The 20,702-nt window shown below is 63.0% G+C and carries 21 protein-coding genes; 14 read left to right on the top strand and 7 right to left on the bottom strand.

The features are described 5' to 3' along the window. Nucleotides 1-389: 389 nt before the first annotated feature. Entirely contained in the window at nt 390-821 is a 432-nt protein-coding gene (locus RQH14_RS01830) for a hypothetical protein (protein ID WP_311211631.1), read from the bottom strand. A gap of 178 nt (nt 822-999) precedes the next feature. On the opposite strand from RQH14_RS01830, the gene RQH14_RS01825 reads away from it, so the two are divergent. From RQH14_RS01825 to RQH14_RS01815, 3 genes are all read left to right on the top strand, one after another. Then, nucleotides 1,000-1,773, top strand: coding sequence for a GAF and ANTAR domain-containing protein (locus RQH14_RS01825; protein ID WP_311211630.1), 774 nt, complete (start codon nt 1,000-1,002; stop codon nt 1,771-1,773). 240 nt (nt 1,774-2,013) lie between these two features. After that, complete coding sequence (locus RQH14_RS01820; RefSeq protein WP_311211629.1) at nt 2,014-2,469, top strand: hypothetical protein; 456 nt, start codon at nt 2,014-2,016, stop codon at nt 2,467-2,469. Between the two features lie 37 nt (nt 2,470-2,506). After that, on the top strand, nt 2,507-3,667 hold the full coding sequence (locus tag RQH14_RS01815) for a glutamate--cysteine ligase (RefSeq protein WP_311211628.1): 1,161 nt from the start codon (nt 2,507-2,509) through the stop codon (nt 3,665-3,667). 106 nt (nt 3,668-3,773) lie between these two features. Here RQH14_RS01815 and RQH14_RS01810 read toward each other — a convergent pair whose 3' ends face one another. Together RQH14_RS01810 and RQH14_RS01805 are read right to left on the bottom strand one after the other, a co-directional pair. Next, a complete protein-coding gene (locus tag RQH14_RS01810; protein ID WP_207595927.1) occupies nt 3,774-4,175 on the bottom strand; it encodes a VOC family protein in 402 nt (133 codons plus the stop codon). Between the two features lie 10 nt (nt 4,176-4,185). Continuing rightward, on the bottom strand, nt 4,186-4,653 hold the full coding sequence (locus RQH14_RS01805) for a helix-turn-helix transcriptional regulator (protein WP_311211627.1): 468 nt from the start codon (nt 4,651-4,653) through the stop codon (nt 4,186-4,188). Between the two features lie 26 nt (nt 4,654-4,679). On the opposite strand from RQH14_RS01805, the gene RQH14_RS01800 reads away from it, so the two are divergent. From RQH14_RS01800 to RQH14_RS01785, 4 genes are all read left to right on the top strand, one after another. Beyond that, nucleotides 4,680-5,330, top strand: a complete 651-nt coding sequence (locus RQH14_RS01800) for a phospholipase (RefSeq protein WP_311211626.1) — start codon at nt 4,680-4,682, stop codon at nt 5,328-5,330. A 154-nt stretch (nt 5,331-5,484) separates the two neighbouring features. Further along, entirely contained in the window at nt 5,485-6,504 is a 1,020-nt protein-coding gene (locus RQH14_RS01795) for a LacI family DNA-binding transcriptional regulator (protein WP_311211625.1), read from the top strand. Between the two features lie 14 nt (nt 6,505-6,518). Further along, entirely contained in the window at nt 6,519-7,244 is a 726-nt protein-coding gene (locus tag RQH14_RS01790; protein ID WP_311211624.1) for an HAD-IA family hydrolase, read from the top strand. A gap of 30 nt (nt 7,245-7,274) precedes the next feature. Beyond that, nucleotides 7,275-9,629 carry a glycosyl hydrolase family 65 protein gene (locus tag RQH14_RS01785; RefSeq protein WP_311211623.1) on the top strand — a complete coding sequence of 785 codons (2,355 nt, stop codon included), beginning with the start codon at nt 7,275-7,277 and terminating at the stop codon, nt 9,627-9,629. A gap of 34 nt (nt 9,630-9,663) precedes the next feature. Here RQH14_RS01785 and RQH14_RS01780 read toward each other — a convergent pair whose 3' ends face one another. After that, nucleotides 9,664-11,313 carry a helix-turn-helix domain-containing protein gene (locus tag RQH14_RS01780; protein ID WP_311211622.1) on the bottom strand — a complete coding sequence of 550 codons (1,650 nt, stop codon included), beginning with the start codon at nt 11,311-11,313 and terminating at the stop codon, nt 9,664-9,666. A gap of 129 nt (nt 11,314-11,442) precedes the next feature. On the opposite strand from RQH14_RS01780, the gene RQH14_RS01775 reads away from it, so the two are divergent. The 6 genes from RQH14_RS01775 to RQH14_RS01750 all read left to right on the top strand — a co-directional run bounded on the left by RQH14_RS01775 (nt 11,443) and on the right by RQH14_RS01750 (nt 16,741). Next, complete coding sequence (locus tag RQH14_RS01775; RefSeq protein WP_311211621.1) at nt 11,443-12,744, top strand: alpha-hydroxy acid oxidase; 1,302 nt, start codon at nt 11,443-11,445, stop codon at nt 12,742-12,744. Next, nucleotides 12,744-13,685 (top strand): ABC transporter substrate-binding protein, encoded by a 942-nt coding sequence (locus RQH14_RS01770; RefSeq protein WP_311211620.1) that lies wholly within the window; start codon nt 12,744-12,746, stop codon nt 13,683-13,685. The genes RQH14_RS01775 and RQH14_RS01770 overlap by 1 nt, the downstream gene beginning before the upstream one ends. Before the next feature lie 11 nt (nt 13,686-13,696). Next, on the top strand, nt 13,697-14,620 hold the full coding sequence (locus RQH14_RS01765; RefSeq protein ID WP_311211619.1) for an amino acid ABC transporter permease: 924 nt from the start codon (nt 13,697-13,699) through the stop codon (nt 14,618-14,620). Further along, entirely contained in the window at nt 14,620-15,384 is a 765-nt protein-coding gene (locus RQH14_RS01760) for an amino acid ABC transporter ATP-binding protein (RefSeq protein WP_311211785.1), read from the top strand. The genes RQH14_RS01765 and RQH14_RS01760 overlap by 1 nt, the downstream gene beginning before the upstream one ends. Before the next feature lie 40 nt (nt 15,385-15,424). Further along, the gene (locus tag RQH14_RS01755; RefSeq protein WP_311211618.1) at nt 15,425-15,805 is read left to right on the top strand and encodes a RidA family protein; all 381 of its coding nucleotides are present in this window, start codon (nt 15,425-15,427) and stop codon (nt 15,803-15,805) included. Nucleotides 15,806-15,967: 162 nt separating this feature from the next. Beyond that, the gene (locus tag RQH14_RS01750; RefSeq protein WP_311211617.1) at nt 15,968-16,741 is read left to right on the top strand and encodes a sigma-70 family RNA polymerase sigma factor; all 774 of its coding nucleotides are present in this window, start codon (nt 15,968-15,970) and stop codon (nt 16,739-16,741) included. Between the two features lie 15 nt (nt 16,742-16,756). On the opposite strand, the gene RQH14_RS01745 is transcribed toward RQH14_RS01750, so the two are convergent. Further along, nucleotides 16,757-17,143 carry a hypothetical protein gene (locus RQH14_RS01745; RefSeq protein ID WP_311211616.1) on the bottom strand — a complete coding sequence of 129 codons (387 nt, stop codon included), beginning with the start codon at nt 17,141-17,143 and terminating at the stop codon, nt 16,757-16,759. A 175-nt stretch (nt 17,144-17,318) separates the two neighbouring features. Continuing rightward, nucleotides 17,319-18,806 (bottom strand): MFS transporter, encoded by a 1,488-nt coding sequence (locus tag RQH14_RS01740; RefSeq protein ID WP_311211615.1) that lies wholly within the window; start codon nt 18,804-18,806, stop codon nt 17,319-17,321. A gap of 241 nt (nt 18,807-19,047) precedes the next feature. On the opposite strand from RQH14_RS01740, the gene RQH14_RS01735 reads away from it, so the two are divergent. Continuing rightward, a complete protein-coding gene (locus RQH14_RS01735) occupies nt 19,048-20,214 on the top strand; it encodes a glycosyl hydrolase (RefSeq protein WP_311211614.1) in 1,167 nt (388 codons plus the stop codon). On the opposite strand, the gene RQH14_RS01730 is transcribed toward RQH14_RS01735, so the two are convergent. Continuing rightward, nucleotides 20,153-20,680, bottom strand: a complete 528-nt coding sequence (locus RQH14_RS01730) for a MarR family transcriptional regulator (RefSeq protein ID WP_311211613.1) — start codon at nt 20,678-20,680, stop codon at nt 20,153-20,155. The two genes, RQH14_RS01735 and RQH14_RS01730, sit on opposite strands and share 62 nt — an antisense overlap. Nucleotides 20,681-20,702 lie beyond the last annotated feature (22 nt).

The raw sequence follows: 20,702 nt of genomic DNA, 5'->3' as shown, positions 1-20,702 counted from the left end.
TGGGGTCAGGAACCGGAGGTGGTCCCGGCTCCGGTAAGGGAACGGGCTCGGGTGTAGGACCGGGTTCGCGGGTCGGATCCGGGCTTGGACCGCGGGTGGGGTCGGGGTGCGAAGGGTCCGGCGGGAACCCGCTCACGGTCGAGCACCCCTTCCACGTGGCGAATGGTGCGGTCCGGGGTTCTCCGGGACGGACGAGGGATACCAATTGGCGTCCCATCCGTAACTCCGGTAGTCGATCGGCAGATTATCCGGATCCGGCGGGTCAGGAAGTTTCCGCCTGGAGGCCGGCTTGAGCTGCGAGCCGGTTGCCGAAGGTTCTTTCCTCTGTGATTCTGTGTGCATGCTATCCCTCCCGGTAGCTCCAGAATTGGTGTTGCGGACACTGATCCTCATTCGGGGATCTCCATGCGGAAGCCGCAATGGCATCCAAGGATGCGGGTGTTGATGAGAACCTCGTACATCCTCAACTGACTGCCGGGCCTTAGGACCAAGGGGGCCTGGATCCGGCGCAGCTCGCAGCTCTTGGTTTTCATGGGCTCGCCACAGTGCAGGTACTGGCCGCCGAACTGAAGCACCCCCTGGGTCACGCCTGGGCGATTCAGTACCAGCGCCACCCTCTGGACGGATGCAACCTGTTGGTAGGAGTACCTGCAGGCGTGGCACTCGTAGGTGACTTCAACCATGTTGGGCGCGGGTGGATAGTGCGATTGGATGGAATTCACCAGCAGGTTCTTGTCCGAGTCGCAGTGGTGGCACCACAAAGGCTCATCGGGCGGTTGGTGTGCTTCATCCGGAACTCTGGACGCTGGCTGGGCCGGCATGGGTCTGTACCTCGGCATCGAAAAAAATGCGGCACGCCCGTCTGCTTGAGCTAAAAGCCTGGGTCCTGTGATGGGGACTTTAGCTAGATTGTGCACATAGGTGCACCGCAGATGCAAGGATTTTGTGGGCATCCCCAGAGAGGTGACAAGCTGAACCCGGACGACCGTAAACTAAGGCATGAGCGAAATGAACGTTGACTTGGTGCTGCCTGATGCCGCCTCAGCGCCTGACGACGATTCGGTACCTGAGCGGCTCCAAGACCTCGTCATCGACAGCGAGGACGTAGGCGGATTCCTGGCAGAACTAGCCGTTTTTTCGGCAGCGGCTGTGTCCCAGGCTGTTGGCACGGCTGTGCATTGCGGCATCACCCTCAGCCGTCGGCGACGCACGGCAACGGTGGCCGGAAGCACCCCCGAAGCCAGGTTGATCGACGAAATTCAGCAGGCGTACGGGGACGGGCCGTGCCTGGAAGCGATGCGAAGCCGTGCCACCGTGCACGTTCCGGACACCTCCTCCGAAGAGCGGTGGCCGGAATACTGCGCCGTCATCGCCGAGCGAGGTCATCTGTCGGCACTCTGCGTCCCCTTGGAGTTGGACGAAGGCGCCACTGCTGCACTGAACTTCTTCGCACCCCAGGCCGGCGTCTACGACGAAGCCACCATCCGAAACTGCGAGCTGTACGCAAGCCAGGCCGAACGCTCGCTCCGGTTGGCGGTGCGCATCGGAGTGAAGCAGCAGCACGCTGACGATCTCCAGGACGCCATGCAGTCCCGGACTGTCATCGACTTGGCCTGCGGCATCATCATGGGGCAGAACCGCTGCACCCAGGAAGAGGCGTTCCAGATCCTCAAGAAGGCGTCAAGCACCCGGAACCAGAAGCTCCGGGACGTCGCGGAGTCCCTGGTCACCAGTGTGGCCAAGCAAGCGCCCGTGGCCCATTTCGAGGCCTGAAGGCCCTTCAGCGATCGTTGGCTCGCAGTTTCCGGTAGCAGTCCGTGGCCAATCCGTGACTTGTGACCCGCGCCACTGGTGAACTACATTTTAGGTGGGTTAAGCAGATAGCCCTTGGAGCCTCATGTCACCTGGTGCCATCTCGGATGGTCCAAGAACTGCACTTTTAGCCGTGGCCGCTATCGGCCGGCTCTCCGTGCACGCATGCGGGCTCCTTGGAGAAGTAAAAGGAGAATGGCAATGACGCTTGGATCCCTGCCCGTCCCGAAGCCTGCCAGAGGGACGGATCCCGCAACCGATGAGACCGGAGCGCGGCCGTGGTGCACAGTGTGCGGCACTGATTCGTACATTTTTGTTGAAACGGTGGTTGAAGCCCAACCCAACCAGTCCGAGGTAGTAGAAGTCAGCTACACCTGCAGCGAGTGCGACACGTTCTATGCCCACCCTGTCCGCTTGGAGGCCTTGGTGCCTGAGATCCAACGGGAATTTCTTTCCACGTCCGCAGCGGGACTCTGGTTCAGCTGCACCCATTGCGGCGATCCCATGACCTTGGGACGTCCCACCGAGCGGGTGATTGCGGCGCCCCGGACCACAGACGATCCGGACAGCCCCAGCCTCCTGGAGGTCTACTTGCAGACGCAGGTGCTGCACTGCCGTTGCGGTTTCCAAATGGAGGTTCCACGCCACGTTGGATGACCGCCGTCTCTGAATAATCAACAGCGGGAGGGTGGCTATGCGCACGTTTGGTGTTGAAGAGGAACTGTTGATCGCGGATCCCGCGGACGGCACTCCCTTGGCGCTGGCCGCAGACATCCTGGACGTGGCGGCTCCCCTCTACGGGGATGCAACCGGAGTAACTACCGCAGAAACAACTGCAGAGAACGCGACGTTGAAGTCGGAGTTCAAGCAGGAGCAGGTGGAAGTCAACTCGCGTCCTTGCCGGACAGCGGCCGAACTCAAAGCCGAGATCCGCGCCGGGCGGGCATTGTCCGACAAAGCCGCCCGGGCCGTGGGCGCGCGTGTCGCGGCGTTGGCCACCCCACCTGTTTTCCACGCCACGCCCACCATGGGCAACCAGCGGTACGCGGCGATGGGGACGGAATTTGGCTTGATTTCGCGTGAGCAGCTCACCTGTGGTTTCCACGTCCATGTGTCCATCGAATCACCGGAAGAAGGGGTCGCAGTCCTTGACCGGATGAGGCACTGGCTGCCGGTCCTCCTGGCCCTGAGCGCCAATTCTCCTTTCTGGATGGGAGCCGACACCGGCTTCGCCAGCTACCGCACGCAGATCTGGAACAGGTGGCCCACGGCCGGCCCCATGGACGTCTTCGGTTCAGCGGAGGGCTACCAAGCGATACTGTCCGAGCTGCTGGGGACAGGTGTTCCGTTGGATGAGGGCATGATCTACTTCGATGCCCGTCTCTCCAGGGGGCACCCCACCGTTGAGCTGCGGATCGCCGACGTTTGCCTCTACGCCGAAGACGCCCTCACCATCGCCGTCATTGCCCGTGCCCTGGTGGAGACATCAGCGGCTGAATGGCGGCAGGGAAAACCGGCGTCAAGCACGTTGACGCCGGTCATCCGCATGGCGAACTGGAAGGCCAGCCGCTTTGGCATCAACCAGCAGTTGTTGCACCCGATGGAACAGCGGCCCTACCCCGCTGCGGACGTTGTGGGCGCCCTGCTCCGGCACGTTCGTGTGGCCTTGACGGGGGCCGGCGACCTCGCGCTCGCCCGGGCGGGCGTGGCCAACATCCTTCGCCGGGGCACCGGCGAACGGCTGCAACGCCAGGCCTACAGCCAGCGGCGCAGGTTGTCCGACGTCGTGTCCGCCGCCATCGCCTCGACGCATCAGGATGGCGAAAGGTCCGACGCCGGACTGCTGAGTCTGTGACCAACGGCCCGCTGGGTTTTGGCCGGGAAAGCGGTCGTCAGCGGGAAAGCCGCCGCCAGTGGAAAAGCGGCCGCCAGCGGCAGCCACCGCCGCCAGCCCTGGTTGTTCAGCCCTGATTGATGCGGATCATGTTGCCGGAGGGATCGCGGAAGGCGCAGTCGCGCGGACCCCATGGTTGGTCGATCGGCTCCTGGAGAACCTCGGCGCCGGACGCGCGGAGCTTCTCGAAGGTGCCGTCCAGATCATCCGTGGTGAACACCAGCATGGGCATGACGCCTTTGGTCAGCAGTTCCTGGATGGCATCGCCATCGGCTTGTGAGCGGCCGGCGTGCGGCGGGGAAAGAACCAGTTCAAGGTCCGGCTGGGCATCGCTGCCGATGGTGACCCAACGCTGGCCGTCCGAGCCGACGTCGTTCCGGACGTCGAAACCCAATGCGTCGCGGTAGAAGGCGAGCGACTCATCCACATCGTTGACAGTGACATGTGCGTACTTCAAGGAAATGTTCATGAATCACACGCTATTGCAGCTGTGACGTGGGCGCTTCTTCAATCCTGCTCAGTATTTCAGGAGCGGGAGTCCTGCCTTTGCCGGTTCTTTCAGGGCGGGTGTGCTGTTTCGCGATGCAGTTGGGCATGGCCTTGACCGCGTGGTGTTCGCGGGAGCGGTACTCGCTGGGGTTGATGCCCACGATTTCCGTGAAGCGCGTGCTGAAGGATCCCAAGGAAGTACAGCCCACTTCCATGCAGGCGTCCGTGACGCTGGTCCCCGCCCGAAGCAGGGCCATGGCCCGTTCGATCCGCCGGGTCATGAGGTAGTTGTAGGGCGATTCTCCGTAGGCGGCTTTGAACTGGCGGGAGAAATGCGCGGGCGACATGAGGGCGCCGGCGGCCATGGTGGGCACGTCCAACGGACGCGCATACTCGCGGTCAATGAAGTCGCGGGCGCGCCGCAGATGGGCCAGGTTGGCCAGTTCCTGCGGAGTCATGGCGCCAGTCTACTAGGCTCATGCCCATGGATTCAGTGGTGTGGTCAAAACCCGAAAACCAGCGCAAGGGCACTCCATTGCTGGTGATGATGCACGGGTACGGGACCAGCGAACAGCGTATGGTGGACCTCTTTCCGCATTTACCCGGCGAGTTCACGTGCGCTGCGCTTCGCGGCCCCAAGGTGATCGGCGACCATTACGGTTGGTTCCTGCTGGACTATTTCCTGACCAACGACTTCGCTGACGTCATAGCGTCCACCAACTCGGTGTTCAACTGGATCAACTCCGTCAAGGACAACCACAGCAGCGTCAGCCTGCTGGGCTATTCGCAGGGCATGGCCATGGCCAGCACGCTGCTGCGCTTGCGGCCCCACGCCTTCAAGGCCACGGTGGGCCTGTCCGGATTTGTGCTGGACAACGACCTCCTTGCCCTGAGCGAGTCCTTCGACACCCCGCCGCCGTTCTTCTGGGGCCGGGACAAGGCCGATCCCGTGATCAACGAGGACGCCATTGCCCACACTGCGGAGTGGCTGGAGGCCAACGTCGCCCTGACTTCACGGACCTATCCTGGCATGGGCCACAGGATCGAGCCGCCTGAGCTGGTGGATGTCAGCGCGTTCCTGAAGTTCTACGCTCTGGGGTGGAGCCCCGGATTAGAAGGCATTCGGGCTCCGTAATCAATCCCATGGTGAGATTCGCGTCACAATTTCGCATTCGACTGCACTCTATTGAATGACAAAATTGTAAGCGCTTACACTTTTGGCTGGTGACCCGGTGCGGGTCTCACGTGAAGGCGTCAGGCGAGCAGGGAAAGGGTTGAGGCCGTGTTGCATGGTTAGGACTCACAGGGCGACAATCCAGGACGTAGCAGTCCTCTCCGGGTTGTCCATTTGCACGGTATCCCGGGCACTCAGGAACCTCCCCAATGTTTCTGAAAGGGCGCAACAGCAAGTAGCCGGCGCCGCCGCCAAGCTCGGCTACAAGGCATCGGCCGCAGCGTCCAGGCTGGCGGGCGGGAGCACCGGCCAGGTGGCCATAGTGGCCCCGACTGCCACGGCGTGGTTCTTCGCCCAGGCCGTGGAAGCGGCAGAAGAGGTCTTCGGCGACAGCGGCTACCACACCGTCCTCATCAGCCTGCGCAACAAAGCCAGCGTGCGGAGGGAGTTCTTCGCCGACCTGGCAAACCTGGCGCAGAGAGTGGACGGGCTGCTCTTGCTCAACATTGACTTGGCGCCCGGAGAAGTAGAGGCGCTGGAAGCCTCCGGGCTGGCAACAGCCAGCGTGGGTATGGTAAATGTTCCGTGGGACAATGTAGGTATCGATGACGAACACGCGGCCTGGCAGGCAACCCAACACCTGCTGGGGCTGGGCCATTGGGACTTGGCCGTTCTCTCGAGCAATGAACATCCCGTTGTTACTGAGACTCCACGGTTCCGCGGCTTCAGGCGTGCGCTGGATGAACACCACCTCACCGTCCACCCGGACCTTGTGGTGGGTGCCGGGCCAAGCATCGACGACGGCAGGCGGGCAATGACCGAACTCATCGCCCGTGGCGCCAGGCCCACGGCGGTGTTTGCCCATTGTGATGAAGCAGCGTTCGGTGCGTTGACGGCGCTCCGCGACCATGGTTTGTCCGTGCCCAAGAACGTGTCAGTGATCGGAATCGACAACCACCCCATGAGCGGGTTCCTTGGCTTGAGCACCGTGGCGCAGCCCGTGGCAGACCAAGGCGCCTTCGCCGCAAACCTGCTGTGCGAACGACTCCTGAATACTGAAAACCCCCATCAACCCTCCAACCACCTGCTCGATACCAAGCTCATCGAACGCAAAACCACGCGCCACAAGCGCTGAACGGAATACTGCACATGACTGATCTTCGTAATGCCTGGACGGGCGCTTCGGCGCTGTTGTTCGACCTCGACGGCGTGCTGACGCCCACTGCCGTGGTGCACGAGCATGCGTGGCAGGAACTGTTCGACGGTTACCTGGCCCGGACGGGACACCCGCAGGGGTATCAGGCGAGCGATTATTTCGACCACATTGACGGCAAGCCGCGGTTCGATGGGGTCCGGGACTTCCTGGCATCGCGCGGCATTACGTTGCCCGAAGGCCCGGTCCATGACGATCCGGACAACCAGACTGTGCAGGGCCTGGGCAACCGCAAGAATGCCATCTTCAACGAGATCGTGAATTCCCGCGGTGTTGAACCGTACGAAGGCTCGGTCAAATTCATCAATGCAGCGGTGGAGTTGGGCCTGAAGGTGGCGGTGGTCTCTTCCTCCCGGAACGCCCCCGCCGTCCTGAAGGCCGCCGGGCTGGACCACCACTTCGAGGTGGTGGTGGACGGTCAGGTGGCTGCCGCCGTCGGGCTTCCCGGCAAGCCGGACCCTGCCACCTATGTCTACGGTGCGGGCCTGCTGGGCGTGCCTGTGGAGGAATGCATTGTGGTGGAGGATGCGGTGTCCGGTGTGCAGGCCGGCGCAGGCGCCAACTTTTACGCCGTGATCGGCGTGGACCGCGGCGCGGGTCGCCAGACGCTTCTGGACGCCGGCGCCACGCTGGTGGTCGACGACCTCAATGATCTTCTCTGACCCTACTTTTTAGAAGGACTTCAACCGCCCATGGCACTCATCAGCTCCGATCGGCTGCGTTTCCCCTGCGAGCCCTGGAAGCTCGTGGAGAATATCCACGTCCCCGGTGACGAGGGAACGCTGGAAACGCTGTTCGCGCTTGGCAACGGCCACCTTGGTATCCGTGGCTCGCACTCAACAGCGGGCGACGGCGAACTTCCCGGCACGTTCATCAACGGTTTCCACGAGATCTGGGACATCAAGCACGCCGAGAATGCCTACGGTTTCGCCCGGACCGGCCAACGGATCGTTTACGTTCCGGATGCCAACAACTTCACGGTGTCCATCGATGGCGAGGCCCTGAGCCTGGCTGAGTCCACCGTGACGGATTACCGCCGCAGCGTGGATTTTTCCACAGGCGTGTACGAAGAGAGCATCACCTGGGCGTGCCGTTCGGGCGCGACCGTCACCACGGTGGAGCGCCGGGCGGTGGGATTCGATTCGCGCGGATGCCTCGGCCTGGAGCTGTCCCTGACAGCTGACCGGGACGTGTCCGCGGACATCATCTCCGGCGTCGTTAACCGGCAGGACCAGCCTGTGGAGGACCAGTCGGCCCACGATCCGCGCCGTTCGGGCCGGCACGCCGGCCGGGTCCTGCTGCCGCTGCACCTGCAGGGTTCCGACGGTTCGCTGCGCCTTGCGTGGGAAACCGCCGAATCGCGCCAGCGCGTGGCCATGGCCGTGGATCACTGGATCTCCGCCGAAGGCCAGCCATTCGAGACGTTGGTGGGCGAGGACGACTCATCCGTCCGCTACGTTCTGGCAATCCACGACGGCGACACGTTCCGTTTGGAGAAAACGGTCAGTTACCTGGTGGCAGGCGCCACGGATGCCGAAGACCGTGGCGAAAGCCTCGCCTTGGATGCCGAAGCAAACCTCGTGCCGTTCGCCGATATCCTGGCCCAGAGCAAAGCGCACTATGACGAATACTGGACCACGGCCGACATCCTGATCGGTGGCCAGCCGGAGATGCAGCAGGCAGTTCGGTGGGGACTGTTCCAGCTGGCGCAGGCCACTGCCCGTGCCGGTGTGGCGGGAATCCCCGCGAAGGGCGTGAGCGGTTCCGGCTACGAAGGCCACTACTTCTGGGACCAGGAAATCTACCTCCTGCCGTACCTGACATACACCAATCCTTGTGGTGCCCGGAAGGTCCTGGAATCGCGGCACGCCATGCTGCCCGACGCCCGGGTGCGGGCCAAGGAGCTCAGCGTGGACGGTGCACTGTTCCCATGGCGGACCATCAACGGCCTTGAAGCCAGCGCCTACTACGCCGCCGGCACGGCCCAGTTCCACATTGCCGCGGCCATCGCCTTCGCGGCCAACCGCTATGAATGGGCCAGCGCAGATACCACCTTCCGCGGGGAGCTGGGTGCCGACCTGCTGATCGAGACAGCACGCATGTGGGCCTCGCTGGGCTTCTTCGGCAAGGACGGCATGTTCCACATCCACGGCGTCACCGGCCCGGATGAGTACACGGCCGTGGTCAATGACAACCTGTACACCAACGTGATGGCGCGCTTTAACCTTCGCGCAGCCGCGGCGTTGGAGCACAAGGGCATCGCTGACACCGAGCGTTTGGTGTGGCGCCAGGCAGCAGAGCGGATGTTCCTCCCGTACGATCCGCACCTGCAGCTCCACAGTCAGGACAACGACTTCATGACACTGGAGCCGTGGGACTGGAACACACCAAAGTCCAAGTACCCGCTGCTGCTGAACTTCCACCCGTTGGTGATCTACCGGCACCAGGTCCTCAAGCAGGCCGATACCGTGCTGGCGATGTTCCTTCAATGGCAGGACTTCTCGGCCGAGGAAAAGCAACGCGCTTTCGACTTCTACGATCCCATTACCACGGGCGACTCCACCTTGTCCGCCTGCGTGCAGGGCATCATGGCCGCCGAGGTGGGGTACGGCGACGTCGCGCTCCAGCACTTCACCGAGGCGCTGTTCATCGACCTCGACAACTCGCACGGCAACACGATCGACGGTGTCCACATCGCCTCCACCGGAGGGATCTGGAGCTCCTTGGTCAGTGGTTTCGCCGGCATGCGGGACCAGGGCGAGCTGCTGCGCTTCGACCCGCGCCTGCCTGTGGAGTGGGAAGGCCTGTCCTTCCGGCTCAAGGTCCAGGGACGCCTGCTGGCCGTTGACCTGGCACAGGGTTCCATCGCGCTGACACTCATCTCCGGGCCGGACTACAGCGACGAGCCGCTGCACGTGAACGTGCGGGAAAACGTTGTCATGGTCGGTGCGGATACCGTCCTGGTTTCGCTGGAAACGGTACCGGTGCCACCGCCGTCGATCTTCCCCAGCGTCTTCCCGACGGCGGGACTTCCGATCCTCCGGTAGTCTTCAGGCTGCGCGTGGCTACTGGAGCCGTGAGCTACTTGGACGCAAGGTCCATGGTGGTCAGGCGCAGCCACAACCACAGCCGTTTTTGCGGATCCGCCAGGTCCAGGTTGAAGTCCTCGGCCAGGCGGGTCACGCGGTAGCGGACGGTGTTGTTGTGGACATGGAGTTGGGCGGCCATGGCCGAGATGTTTCCGTTGCTCGCCAGGTAGGCGCGGAGGGTGTCCAGGTAATCCGTTTTCTGCTCGGCGTCCCGGGCCTGGATACTGGCGATTTCGTCTGTGCCGCCCAGCCCGTTCTCCTCAATGAATGCCCCGATCTTCATCAGGTTCAACGGGATCTGGAAGTCCTCATAAAGGGCCACTCCCGGTACCTTCCCGGTGCCGGCCGCCTTTCCGCCGCGCGCCTGCAGGTTCAGCAGGTGGTTCATCGTCTGGACGGCCTCGGACCGGGACCGGGGTAGGTCCTCGATTCCTTGGGCTATGCCCCCCACTGTGGCGATGACCGGGAACGGGCTGATGGTGTGGGAGTACGCCTCAATTTCCTGGATGATCCGCCCATGCACGGCCCGGGGCGAAGTCCCCTTGCAGGGCAGGAGTGCGTAGACCACCGAGCCGAGCAGGGCGCTGTGCCCGGTGCCGAACTGCACGTTGCTGACGGTGGTCACCAACTGCAGCAGCCGGTGGATGTCGCGCACGGATTCCAGGCTTCCGGTCTCAGGGCGGACGATCGAGAAAGCGGCCACGGCCAAACCGTTGGCGGCATCCAGGCCCAGTTGGGCGGCGGCGAACGGGGCATGCGGAGCGTCGTCCATGAGCGTCCGGATGAGGTCCGCATTGCGGCGCTCCCCGAAGTCCGAGGCGGATCGGGCATGCAGCATGTGCAAACCGGCCAACGGCGCCATCCTGTCCAGTGCATTCAGTGCCGCAGCCCGGTTTTCCTGGCCGGGATCGATGATCCAGATGGAACCGAGCAGCTCACCCCCAGCCCGGACGGCCAGCGCAAGGCGGGCCATGCCGTCGTCGGGCGCTGGCACCAGAACCGCTCCCGGGGCGGCGTAGACGATCTTGAAATCCTGGTCGAAAGCCGGCGGTATGGTTTCCTCCAGGGTGAGCGTGGTGATGCGCCGGAGCTCATCGATGGGCTGGCCAGGCAAGGTGGAATAGCCGAGGATCCTGCCAAGCGGATCCACGATGCTCGCGGCGCCGTTGGTGATGGAGGCCGCGGCGTTGGCGAAAGCGTAAAGATCTCCCAGGCGGACCCCGGCCACCGTGTCGGCTGCTGCACCCATGACAGAGGCCCTGGCCAGTGCCACCAGCCGCGTCCAATCCGCGTCATCAGGTGCCACCAGCACGGACAGGCTGTACCCAAGGGCAGCCCCGCGCAGCTGCTCCATCTTGGCGCCATGTGCTTTGACGATCACCGCGGCGGCGTTGCTGTTTGCTGCCCTGTGGAGGAGCTGATCAAAATCCGGTGAGCCGTAGGTGCATCCGACGGCCAGGATGATGCGGTCATCCACGCTGGACCAGTGGTCCAGGGGGTCGTACATCAACACGTCCGAGACGGGGTGTCCCAGGTTCTCCGGCGTGGGGTTGGCATGTACCAGTTCCGCTTGCATCAACTGGATGCAATCGGACAATCGAACCACGGATTGCTGGATTCCTGATTGCTGACCCGTGTCCATATGTGGACGTTATCACAAGGCCCATCAGCATCTTATAGAGGAATTCACATATAGCACGGGAGAGATCTGCGTCACTATTGGGAAAGGAGCTGGGCGGGTAACCCAGCAGGAACCCAGAGGACCAATTCCATGAAACTCAAGGACATCAAGGCGCTCGCCTCGGTGCAGCGACCAGCCCGTTCCGTCGCAGAGCGACTGTCCCGGAAGTGCTACAGCGTGGAAGACATGCGCAAGCTGGCAGCCAAGCGCCTGCCCAAGAGCATCTTCGAATACATCGAAGGTGGAGGCGACGACGAGGTCTCACTGCGCCGCAACCAGTCGTCGTTCCACGACTGGTCCTTCCTCCCCAAATGGGGATCGGTGGAGAACTTCGACCTCACTTCAACCCTCCTGGGCGGACCGGCTTCCATGCCGGTGACCCTCTCGCCCACAGGCGGTACCCGGCTGTTCCACCCGGAGGGAGAGTCCGCGGTGGCCCGGGCGGCGCTCGCTGAGGGAATTCCCTACGGACTGGCCCACCTCAGCACCACCACCATGGAAGACGTCAGCGCTGCCGCGCCTGGGCTCCGCCGGTGGTTCAACCTGGAACCCACTCCGGACAAGGGCCTCCTGCAAGCCGTCCTGGACCGGGTGTCCAACGCCGGTTACGAAGCACTGCTGGTCAACGTTGATTGCCGGGCCATCGGCCACCGCGAGCGCGACTACCGCAACGGGTTCACCGCACCCCCGTCCATCAAACCGAAGACGGTGGTGGAGGGCATGTTGCACCCCGCGTGGGCACTGGGATTCCTGGCCAACGACGCCATCGCTTTCCCCAACCTGGATGCGGACGTTCCGGACGGCCCGCTGGCCAGTTCCCCGGACATGTGGCGGACGCTGCTGGCCGGGTCCTATGAGCCCACGGATTGGGACGACATACAGGATCTGCGGGCCCGCTGGAACGGACCGATCATCCTCAAGGGCGTCGTCAACCCCAACGACGTCGCGCTGGCCGTTGCGCTGGGCATCGACGCCATCCAGGTCAGCAACCACGGAGGACGGCAACTGGACCACATGGCCGCTCCCTTGGATGTCCTTCCGGACATTGTGGACAGGGCAGCCGGCCAGTTGGAAATCATCGTCGACGGCGGCATCCGCCGCGGTTCCGACGTTGTCAAAGCACTGGCGCTCGGCGCGGACGCCTGCTCCATCGGGCGCCCCTACCTTTACGGTTTGGCCGCGGCTGGCGAAGCCGGCGTGGCGCACGTCCTGAAAATGTTCCGATCCGAAATGACCCGCACCATGATGCTCCTCGGAGTGTCCACCATCGAAGAACTGCGGACGGAAGGCCGGGACTTGATCCGGCACCGCAACGAAGCCTTCGCCCGCACCCAACCCACCCGTATCCCCAAGGCCGCCCCCATGGGCCTTGCACCAATGAGGACTCCCTAATGAACAATGTCTTAAGCACCCAGCGAAACAGACGTGCCTTGCCTGCCGTCGTCCTGACAGCAGCGCTCATGCTGGCGGTGACCGCGTGCAGCCCCACCGGCAACGCATCGACGTCGGGCCCGTCCGGTGGTTCCGCAGCAGGTGGCACGGGCGTGCCTGCGCTGGAAGTCAACCAAGCCGCCGTCGAGCTTCTGCCGGAGTCCATCAAGGCGTCCAAGGTGCTGCGCGTTGCCATCCCCACCAACGAGCAGCCCACGCAGTTCTACCGTGAAGGTACGCAGGAAATGACCGGAACCAACCCGGACGTGGCCCGTCTCATCGGCGAGGCATTGGGTGTCAAAGTAGATATCCAGGTGGCCAATTTCGACTCCATCATTCCCGGCCTGGCGGCCAACCGCTACGACATGACAGTGTCTTCCATGACCCCCACGGAGAAGCGCATGGAAGTCCTGGACTTTGTTGACTACATGCAGATCGGCAACGCGATCGCCGTCCCCAAGGGCAATCCGGCAGGCATCAAGGACGAGAACGCACTCTGCGGTAAGAAGGTAGGGCTGCTGACTGGTTCCTACCAGCTGACCGTGAACGTTCCTTCATACGACGAAGCGTGCGCTGCAGCCGGCAAAGACGCCATCCAGAAGAGCGAATTCCAGGACACCCGGCAGGCGATCTCAGCCTTGACCAGTGGCCGGTTGGACACGGTGCTGGCCGACTCGCCCATCCTGAACTTCGCAGCCACCCAGAACCCGCAGATCGAGATTGCCCGGACGTACGAATTCGCCCCAGTGGGGGTGGGTGTGCCTAAGGATTCCGGCCTGGTGAAATCCGTCTCCGCCGCACTGGATGCCGTGATCAAGAGTGAGTCCTACACCAAGGTCCTCGGGAAGTACGGGCTGGAGACCAGCGCCATCACCGAAGCCCGCGTCAATTTCGCCCAGTAAAGGTGATAACCATGCAAAAGCAACCCTCAGTTCCCGATACCAAGGAGCCGGCCGCAGCGGCTCCGAGTGATTCGATTCCCGTGGTGCCGCTGAAGCATCCAGTCCGTTTGGTGCTGGCTGTGGTCCTCATCCTGGTGGCGCTCAGCGCGGCGTGGGATGTGGCAGTGAACGAACGGTACCGGTGGGACGTGGTGGTGTCCTACCTGTTCGCCCCGCAGATCCTGGCCGGAGCCGGGCTGACCATCCTGCTGACTGTGGTGTCCATGACGGTCGGTATCGCCCTGGGTACGCTGCTCGCGATCATGCGGCTCTCCGAGAACCCCATCCTGAGCACCATCAGCCGCGGCTACATCTGGTTCTTCAGGGGTACGCCCCTGCTGGTCCAGTTGATCTTTTGGTACAACATTGCGGCCCTCTACCCGGTCATTGCCTTCGGGCTTCCGTTCGGTGGACCGTCCATGGTCCTGGGATCGGCCAATGTCCTGATCTCCCCGTTGGGGGCAGCCCTGCTGGGGTTGTCCTTGAACGAGGCCGCCTACATGGCGGAGATCATCCGTGGCGGCATCGGTTCCGTGGACAAGGGCCAGTACGACGCCGCCCGCGCTTTGGGTATGAGCGGCGGGAAGCTCATGAACCGGGTGATCCTGCCACAGGCCGTGCGCGTGGTGCTGCCGCCCACCGGCAACCAGGTCATCTCCATGCTGAAGGGCACGTCCCTGGTGAGCGTCCTGGCGATCTCGGACCTGCTCTACTCGGCGCAGATCATCTATGCGAACAACTACCAGACCATTCCGCTGTTGATTGTTGCCAGCGTCTGGTACCTGCTCATGACCACCGTCCTGAGCTTCTTCCAAAACAAACTCGAACGCAGGTACGGGCGCGGTTTCGACTCAGCGCCGCGACGAACCCGCACGCCCAAGACAAGGACAGCATGATGACTACGGCCATGGTGGAAGCCCGGGGAGTCCGGAAGAACTTTGGTGTTGTCGAAATCCTGAAAGGCATTGACCTCAGGGTTGAAAAGGGATCCGTGACCTGCCTGATTGGCCCGTCAGGTTCCGGCAAGACCACGTTCCTGCGGTGTATCAACCACCTTGAAAAAGTTGACGCCGGCAGGCTCTACGTCGACGAGCACTTGGTGGGCTATACCGAGCGCAACGGGAAGCTCTACGAGATGAAGGAACGCCAAACCGCCCGCTCACGGCTCAACGCGGGCATGGTGTTCCAGCGCTTCAACCTCTTCCCGCACATGACCGTGCTGGAGAACATCATTGAAGCGCCGGTGCACGTTCTTGGCCGGCCCCGCCGTGAGGTGGTGGTGGAAGCGCAGACCTTGCTGGACCGTGTTGGCCTGGGCAACCGGGGACACTCCTATCCGCAGGAACTCTCCGGGGGGCAGCAGCAGCGCATCGCAATTGCCAGGGCGCTGGCCATGAAGCCCAAACTGATGCTCTTCGACGAGCCCACGTCCGCGCTTGACCCCGAACTGGTGGGCGAAGTCCTGGACGTCATGAAATCCCTCGCCGAGGCCGGGATGACCATGGTGGTGGTCACCCACGAGCTGGGGTTCGCCCGGCAAGTGGCCGATCAAGTGGTGTTCATGGACGGTGGCGTGGTGGTGGAAAGCGGCCCGCCCGAGCAAGTGCTGGGCAGCCCCCGGCACGAACGCACCAAGGCGTTCCTCTCCAAAGTTTTGTAAGCAGCAACGTTCCTTCAGCACCACGAAAGGCATCACCATCATGACCCGTCTCCAAGTGGCAACAGACCTGGCACCAAGCCCGGCCGGCCCTTACTCCCAGGCAATTGTGGCCAACGGGCTCCTGTACACCGCAGGCCAGACGCCGCATGATCCCATCACGGACGAGCGTGTGGGGATCACCATCGAGGAACAGACCATCCAAGCCATGGAGAACCTGAGGCACGTACTGGGTGCGCATGGCCTGGACTTCTCCCACGTGGTCAAGGCGACCGTCCACTTGCACCATCCGCGCCGGGACTTTGATGGCTTCAATGCCGTCTACGAAAAGTACGTCGTGGCGCCTTACCCGGCGCGGACCACCGTAGGTTCGTTCCTGGGCGACTTCCTGGTGGAGATCGACGTCGTAGCGGCCATCCCGTAACTACCCGCCCCCGGCAGGAACGTCCACCACCTTTCACGCGGCCCCGTCCGATGCATGCCACAGCGCATTGGGCGGGGCCTTCCTTGACTGCGTCCTCAGCCCAGCCGCGTCATGTCAGTCCAGGCAGCTCCATCTTGCTGTTCCGTCCCTTGAAAGGCCGCCATGTCAGCCCAAACAATGCCCTACCCAAACCGCGGTGACCCGGCTTCCGCGGAACCGCTGTGCGACCAACAGTTGCTGGCCATGGTGCGTGGAGGTGATGTTGCCGCCTTCGGCGAGCTGTTCATTCGGTACCGGAGGGTGGGAGGGTTCGTGGCCCGCGCGGAGTCAGACAACCCCAGTGACGCCGCAGACATTGTGGGTGAAGCGTTTGCCGCCGTCTTCCAAGCGATCATCGAGGGCAGGGGGCCTGTGGAGTCGTTCCGGCCCTACCTGCTGACTACCATCCGCAGGATGGCCCACCGAAAGAACCAGACGTCGGCCCGACTCGCCCTCACTGAATCCGGCACGGTGGATGCCCTGGCGTTTACCGGTGACGATCACGTCCTGGGCACCCACGAGACCATCATTTTGGTGCAGGCCTTCCGTGAACTTCCCCGGCGCTGGCAGGACGTGCTCTGGTTCGTCGACGTTGAGGGCCTCAAGCCGGCGCAGGCCGGCCCGTTGCTGGGGCTGACCCCGAACGCCCTGTCCGCTTTGGCAATGCGCGCACGCGAGGGGCTCCGGCAGATGTACCTGCAGAAGCATGTGGGCGAGCCCACCATTCAGTCCTGTGCACACTATCTGAGACATTTCGGCAGGTACGTCCGCAACGGTTTGAGCGGAAATGCGCACGCCAGAATAAAGCAGCACACGGATCACTGCATCCACTGTTCAGCTGTCTTGGCGGAACTCCGGGAGCTTCAGGCTTCCATGCGGACCACGACGAACAACTAGCTGTCCCAGCGCGTACTAGCCGGCCTCGGGGCTGACTTGCTCCTCAACAGGCGCTTGGTTCCCACCCGATGCCTGATTCCCCACCAAACGTCGACGCTCCAGCTCGCAATTGATCAGATCCAGCAGCGCCTGCGCTGGTTCGGACAAGTGATGTGTGTCGGGTGAGCCGAGTTGGTCACAATGGACCAGCACGTGGCGGATTCGTTCGAGTTCTCTCGACGGCACCAACGGCCAGCGGTGGAACAACTGCCGGACGGCTATTGCTCCGAGCAGGGCGTCGGGTTTGTTGGCCACGCCGTGATTTCCGTGGGTGGCAGCTGCCCTGCGTCTGGCAATGCTGGCTGCGGAGAGCACCACGCCATGGGCCATGAGATTCTCGGCCTTGAGTGAGTTCGGGGCCATGGGGCACCTCCCCGGGGTAGGGCGAAGGAAGCCGGCTGCGTGACTTTGAAATTAGCTTACAGAATGTGACTTATGTCATGTCAATAATTACGCGAGATATCCGCCGTCGTGATCTGAAGTTCAGTTCCGCGGCGCGGAGGCGCCGCCACCCGGGCGGGGTGACGGCGCCGAGGGTTCAGCCCAGGTGAACGTGCGGGGTGTCGCTGGTTCCACTGAAGGTCTTGCGGTCGATCCTGATCAGGAGGAGTGCGGCCGGGGCTATCAAGACCGCCACCCCGGCCGCCCAAAGGAACACCATGGAATAGCCCGAGGTGAGCGCCGCCAAGGGCTCGCCGGGGGCGGCCGTGGTGGTAGCGGCCGCGATGGCACTGAAGAGTGCGATGCCCAGCGATCCGCCGATCTGCTGCGAAGCGTTGACCAGGGCGCTGGCCACCCCGGCGTCGTCCTTGTCCACGCCGAAGAGAGCCAGGTTCTGCATGGGGACGAAGACCAGGCCCAGCCCGATGCCCATGAGGATCAACGCAGGCAGCATGTTCACCGCATACGTGCCGTCGGAGGTGACCTGTGTGAGCCACAGCATGGCTGCGGCCATGAAGACCGGACCAAGTGCGCTGGGTACCTTGGCGCCCAGTCGGGGCAGGTTCTTCGCCACGATGCCCGCCGTGATGATCAGCACCACTGTCATGGGCAGGGACGCGATTCCGGCCGCGAACGGGGCGAAGTGCAGAACGATTTGGAGGTAGAAGTTGATGAACAGGATGCCGCCGATCAGCACTGCCCCGGCAAGGAAAGACGCCAGGAATGCGGCGGCGCGGTTGCGTTCGGTGGCGACGCGCAACGGAAGCAGCGGGTTCTTGACCTGGCGTTCGACGGCGACGAAAAGTACCAGCAACAGCGCGCCTGCTGCGATAAAGCCCCAGGATTCCACCGCACCCCAGCCGTGTTCGGCGTTGGCGAAGCCGTAGACCAGGGAACCCAGGCCCAAAGCGGCAAGAGCGACGCCGGGCCAGTCGTATTTGGTGGAGCCTCCCGCTTTGCTTTCGCCCACCAAAGTCCACACGCCGATCAGCGCGATGACTGCGATGGGTACGTTGACGAAGAAGCACCACCGCCACGAGACGAATTCGGTGAGGAAGCCGCCCAGCAGAACTCCCACTGCTGCGCCGACGCCGCTGATGGAGCCGAAGATGGCGAAGGCGGTGCCGCGGTCCTTGCCGCCGGGGAAGGCCACCGTCAGGAGTGCCAGGGCCGCCGGAGCAAGGAGGGCGGCGAAGATGCCCTGAAGCGCGCGGGCTCCGATGAGTTCCCAGGGCTGCTGGGCCAATCCGCCGATGAGTGATGCCACCGCGAAGCCTGCTGAGGCAGTGATGAAAGTCCGCTTCCGTCCCCAGAAATCGGAAATTCGTCCGCCCAAGAGGAGGAAGGCGCCGAAGACGAGCGCGTACGCAGTGACCACCCAGGATCGGGTGGAATCGCTGATGCCCATTTCCAGTTGGAGGCGGGGGAGCGCCAGGTTCACGATGGTGCCGTCCAGGACCACCATGAACTGGGCGAGGGCCAGGAAGGGAAGCGCCCGCCAGCCGATGTTGCTTTTACCGCCCGGTGGGGCTGGTGTGTTTGCTTGGGCTTGTGCGCCTGATGTCCCCAGTAGTTGTGATGCCACGCGTCACCCATTCTTGAAAGTAGTAATACTTATAAAAGTATAAGTACTTTGATGGGAGCGCATAAGTCTGCCGGGCGTGACGTTCGTCCCAGTGGCGCCGTTCCCCTGCGCGTACCTAGGATGGAACAAAACTGCAGGTCGGAGAGGGTCGGTGGCTGTTGTGGGGGAGCAAGCCGAAGAGAGCGGCGATGCCCGCAAGGCAAATCGGACTGAGCTTTGGCGGGCCTTTACGCTCCCTGCCGTGATTGGCTTGACTGTGGTTGGCATCGCGGGGGTGAACTTCGCGAACGGCCTCTCGGAGCAGCAAGTGCAATCGGGCTCGAACGTGAAAACCTGCGAAGTCCTGTCGCGGGCCGCCCTCGCCCCGGAAGCGGGTGCCCTGTTCGGCGTGAACCTGGACTGGCATTCCAAACCGCTTGCCGCCTTCGCCAGCGACCTTGGCCACAAGCCTGCAGTCAGCGTCTCCTTCACAGGGTTTCCCCTCACAGCCAAGGACGAAGACGACCTCCGGCGGGCAGTGGAGCAGATTCGAGCCGACGGGCACATGATGCTGCTGACCCTGGAACCTCACGACGGACTCTCCACTGTGACTGAAGAAACGGCAACGGCTCTGGCGAAAGACCTCGCCGAATTCAACGACGACGGCGTACCCGTGGTTGTCAGGTTCGCCCACGAAATGAACGGCTCCTGGTACGCCTGGTCCCAGCAGCCACAAAAGTACAAAGAAGCTTTCCAAACGCTGGCCAAGGCGGTGCACTCCACCGCGCCGGGTTCCGCCATGATGTGGGCTCCCAATTACGGCGGCGGATATCCTTTCGCGGGCGGAGAGTTCGAAGCCAAACCAGGCACCCCCGAATTTCTGGCACTGGATACCAGCGGCGACGGCGCCCTGACCATGGACGATGACGCTTACGCCCCCTACTACCCGGGAGACGAGGCTGTGGACTGGGTTGGCATGTCCCTGTATCACTGGGGCAGCACCTACCCTTGGGGCGAAAATGAGCTACCGGAGGCCAACAAATTCGCGGATCAGCTCACCGGAAACTATCGTGGTGCCAACGGGGATGACAGCCTGCTTCCCGACTTCTACGGCGTATACGGCACGCAGCATGGCAAACCGGTCGCCATTCCGGAAACTGCCGCCTTGTTCGCACCGGGCTCTGGTGGCGAGTCGGAAAATGTCATCAAGGAAGCCTGGTGGACCCAGCTCTTCAGCCCCACAACACATCAAGAATTCCCGCAACTGAAGATGATCAACTGGTTCGAATGGGACAAAGACGAGGTGGAAGTCAAAGGCCGGGTGGACTGGACCGTGACCAACACCCCCGAACTGCGGGAAGCCTTCACTACGTCACTGCCGGACTGGTTCCGTTACGGCCCGGAGGAGTCGTGCCAGCCCCGGAAGTGATGCCGGGCCCGGACGCGTGTTCAGGTTCTGAAAGGAACGAAGCCAACCGCTGAAGCGCCGGAAGGCTGGCCGCGATCTGTTCGCGTTCCTCCGGGAGCAGGCGGGCGCTCGCGGCAATGAGCGCTTCCGCCCATTCGCCCTCCAGGAGTGACTTGATCCGCCGGGACTCGTCTGTGGGGTGGAGGGAAACGTAGCGCTTGTCCGAGGCGTCCTTGACACGCGTGACCAAGCCGGCAGCTACGAGCTCGCGCAATTGGGAGCTGACGTTGCTCAGCTGCCGACCGAGCCTGGCCGCCACTTCGGCGACGGTGACTCCGGGATGGCCTTCAACAACGCGGAGGATTTCCAGCACACCATTCGAGATGGGGCGGAGTCCTGTCTCGTTGAGTGACTTGCGGCGAATGTCGGACGAGATATCAATCATGCAGACGGCCAGGGCCTTGTGGTCCACAGTCTCTTCTCCCATCCCCCAAGCATAGGTGGGGCCG

The sequence above is a fragment of the Arthrobacter sp. WCS2018Hpa-7 genome (assembly GCF_031843805.1).
In the GTDB taxonomy this organism is placed as follows: Bacteria; Actinomycetota; Actinomycetes; order Actinomycetales; family Micrococcaceae; genus Arthrobacter.
The sequence above is the reverse complement of the archived record's forward strand: the minus strand, read 5'-3'. Positions and strand labels throughout refer to the sequence as shown.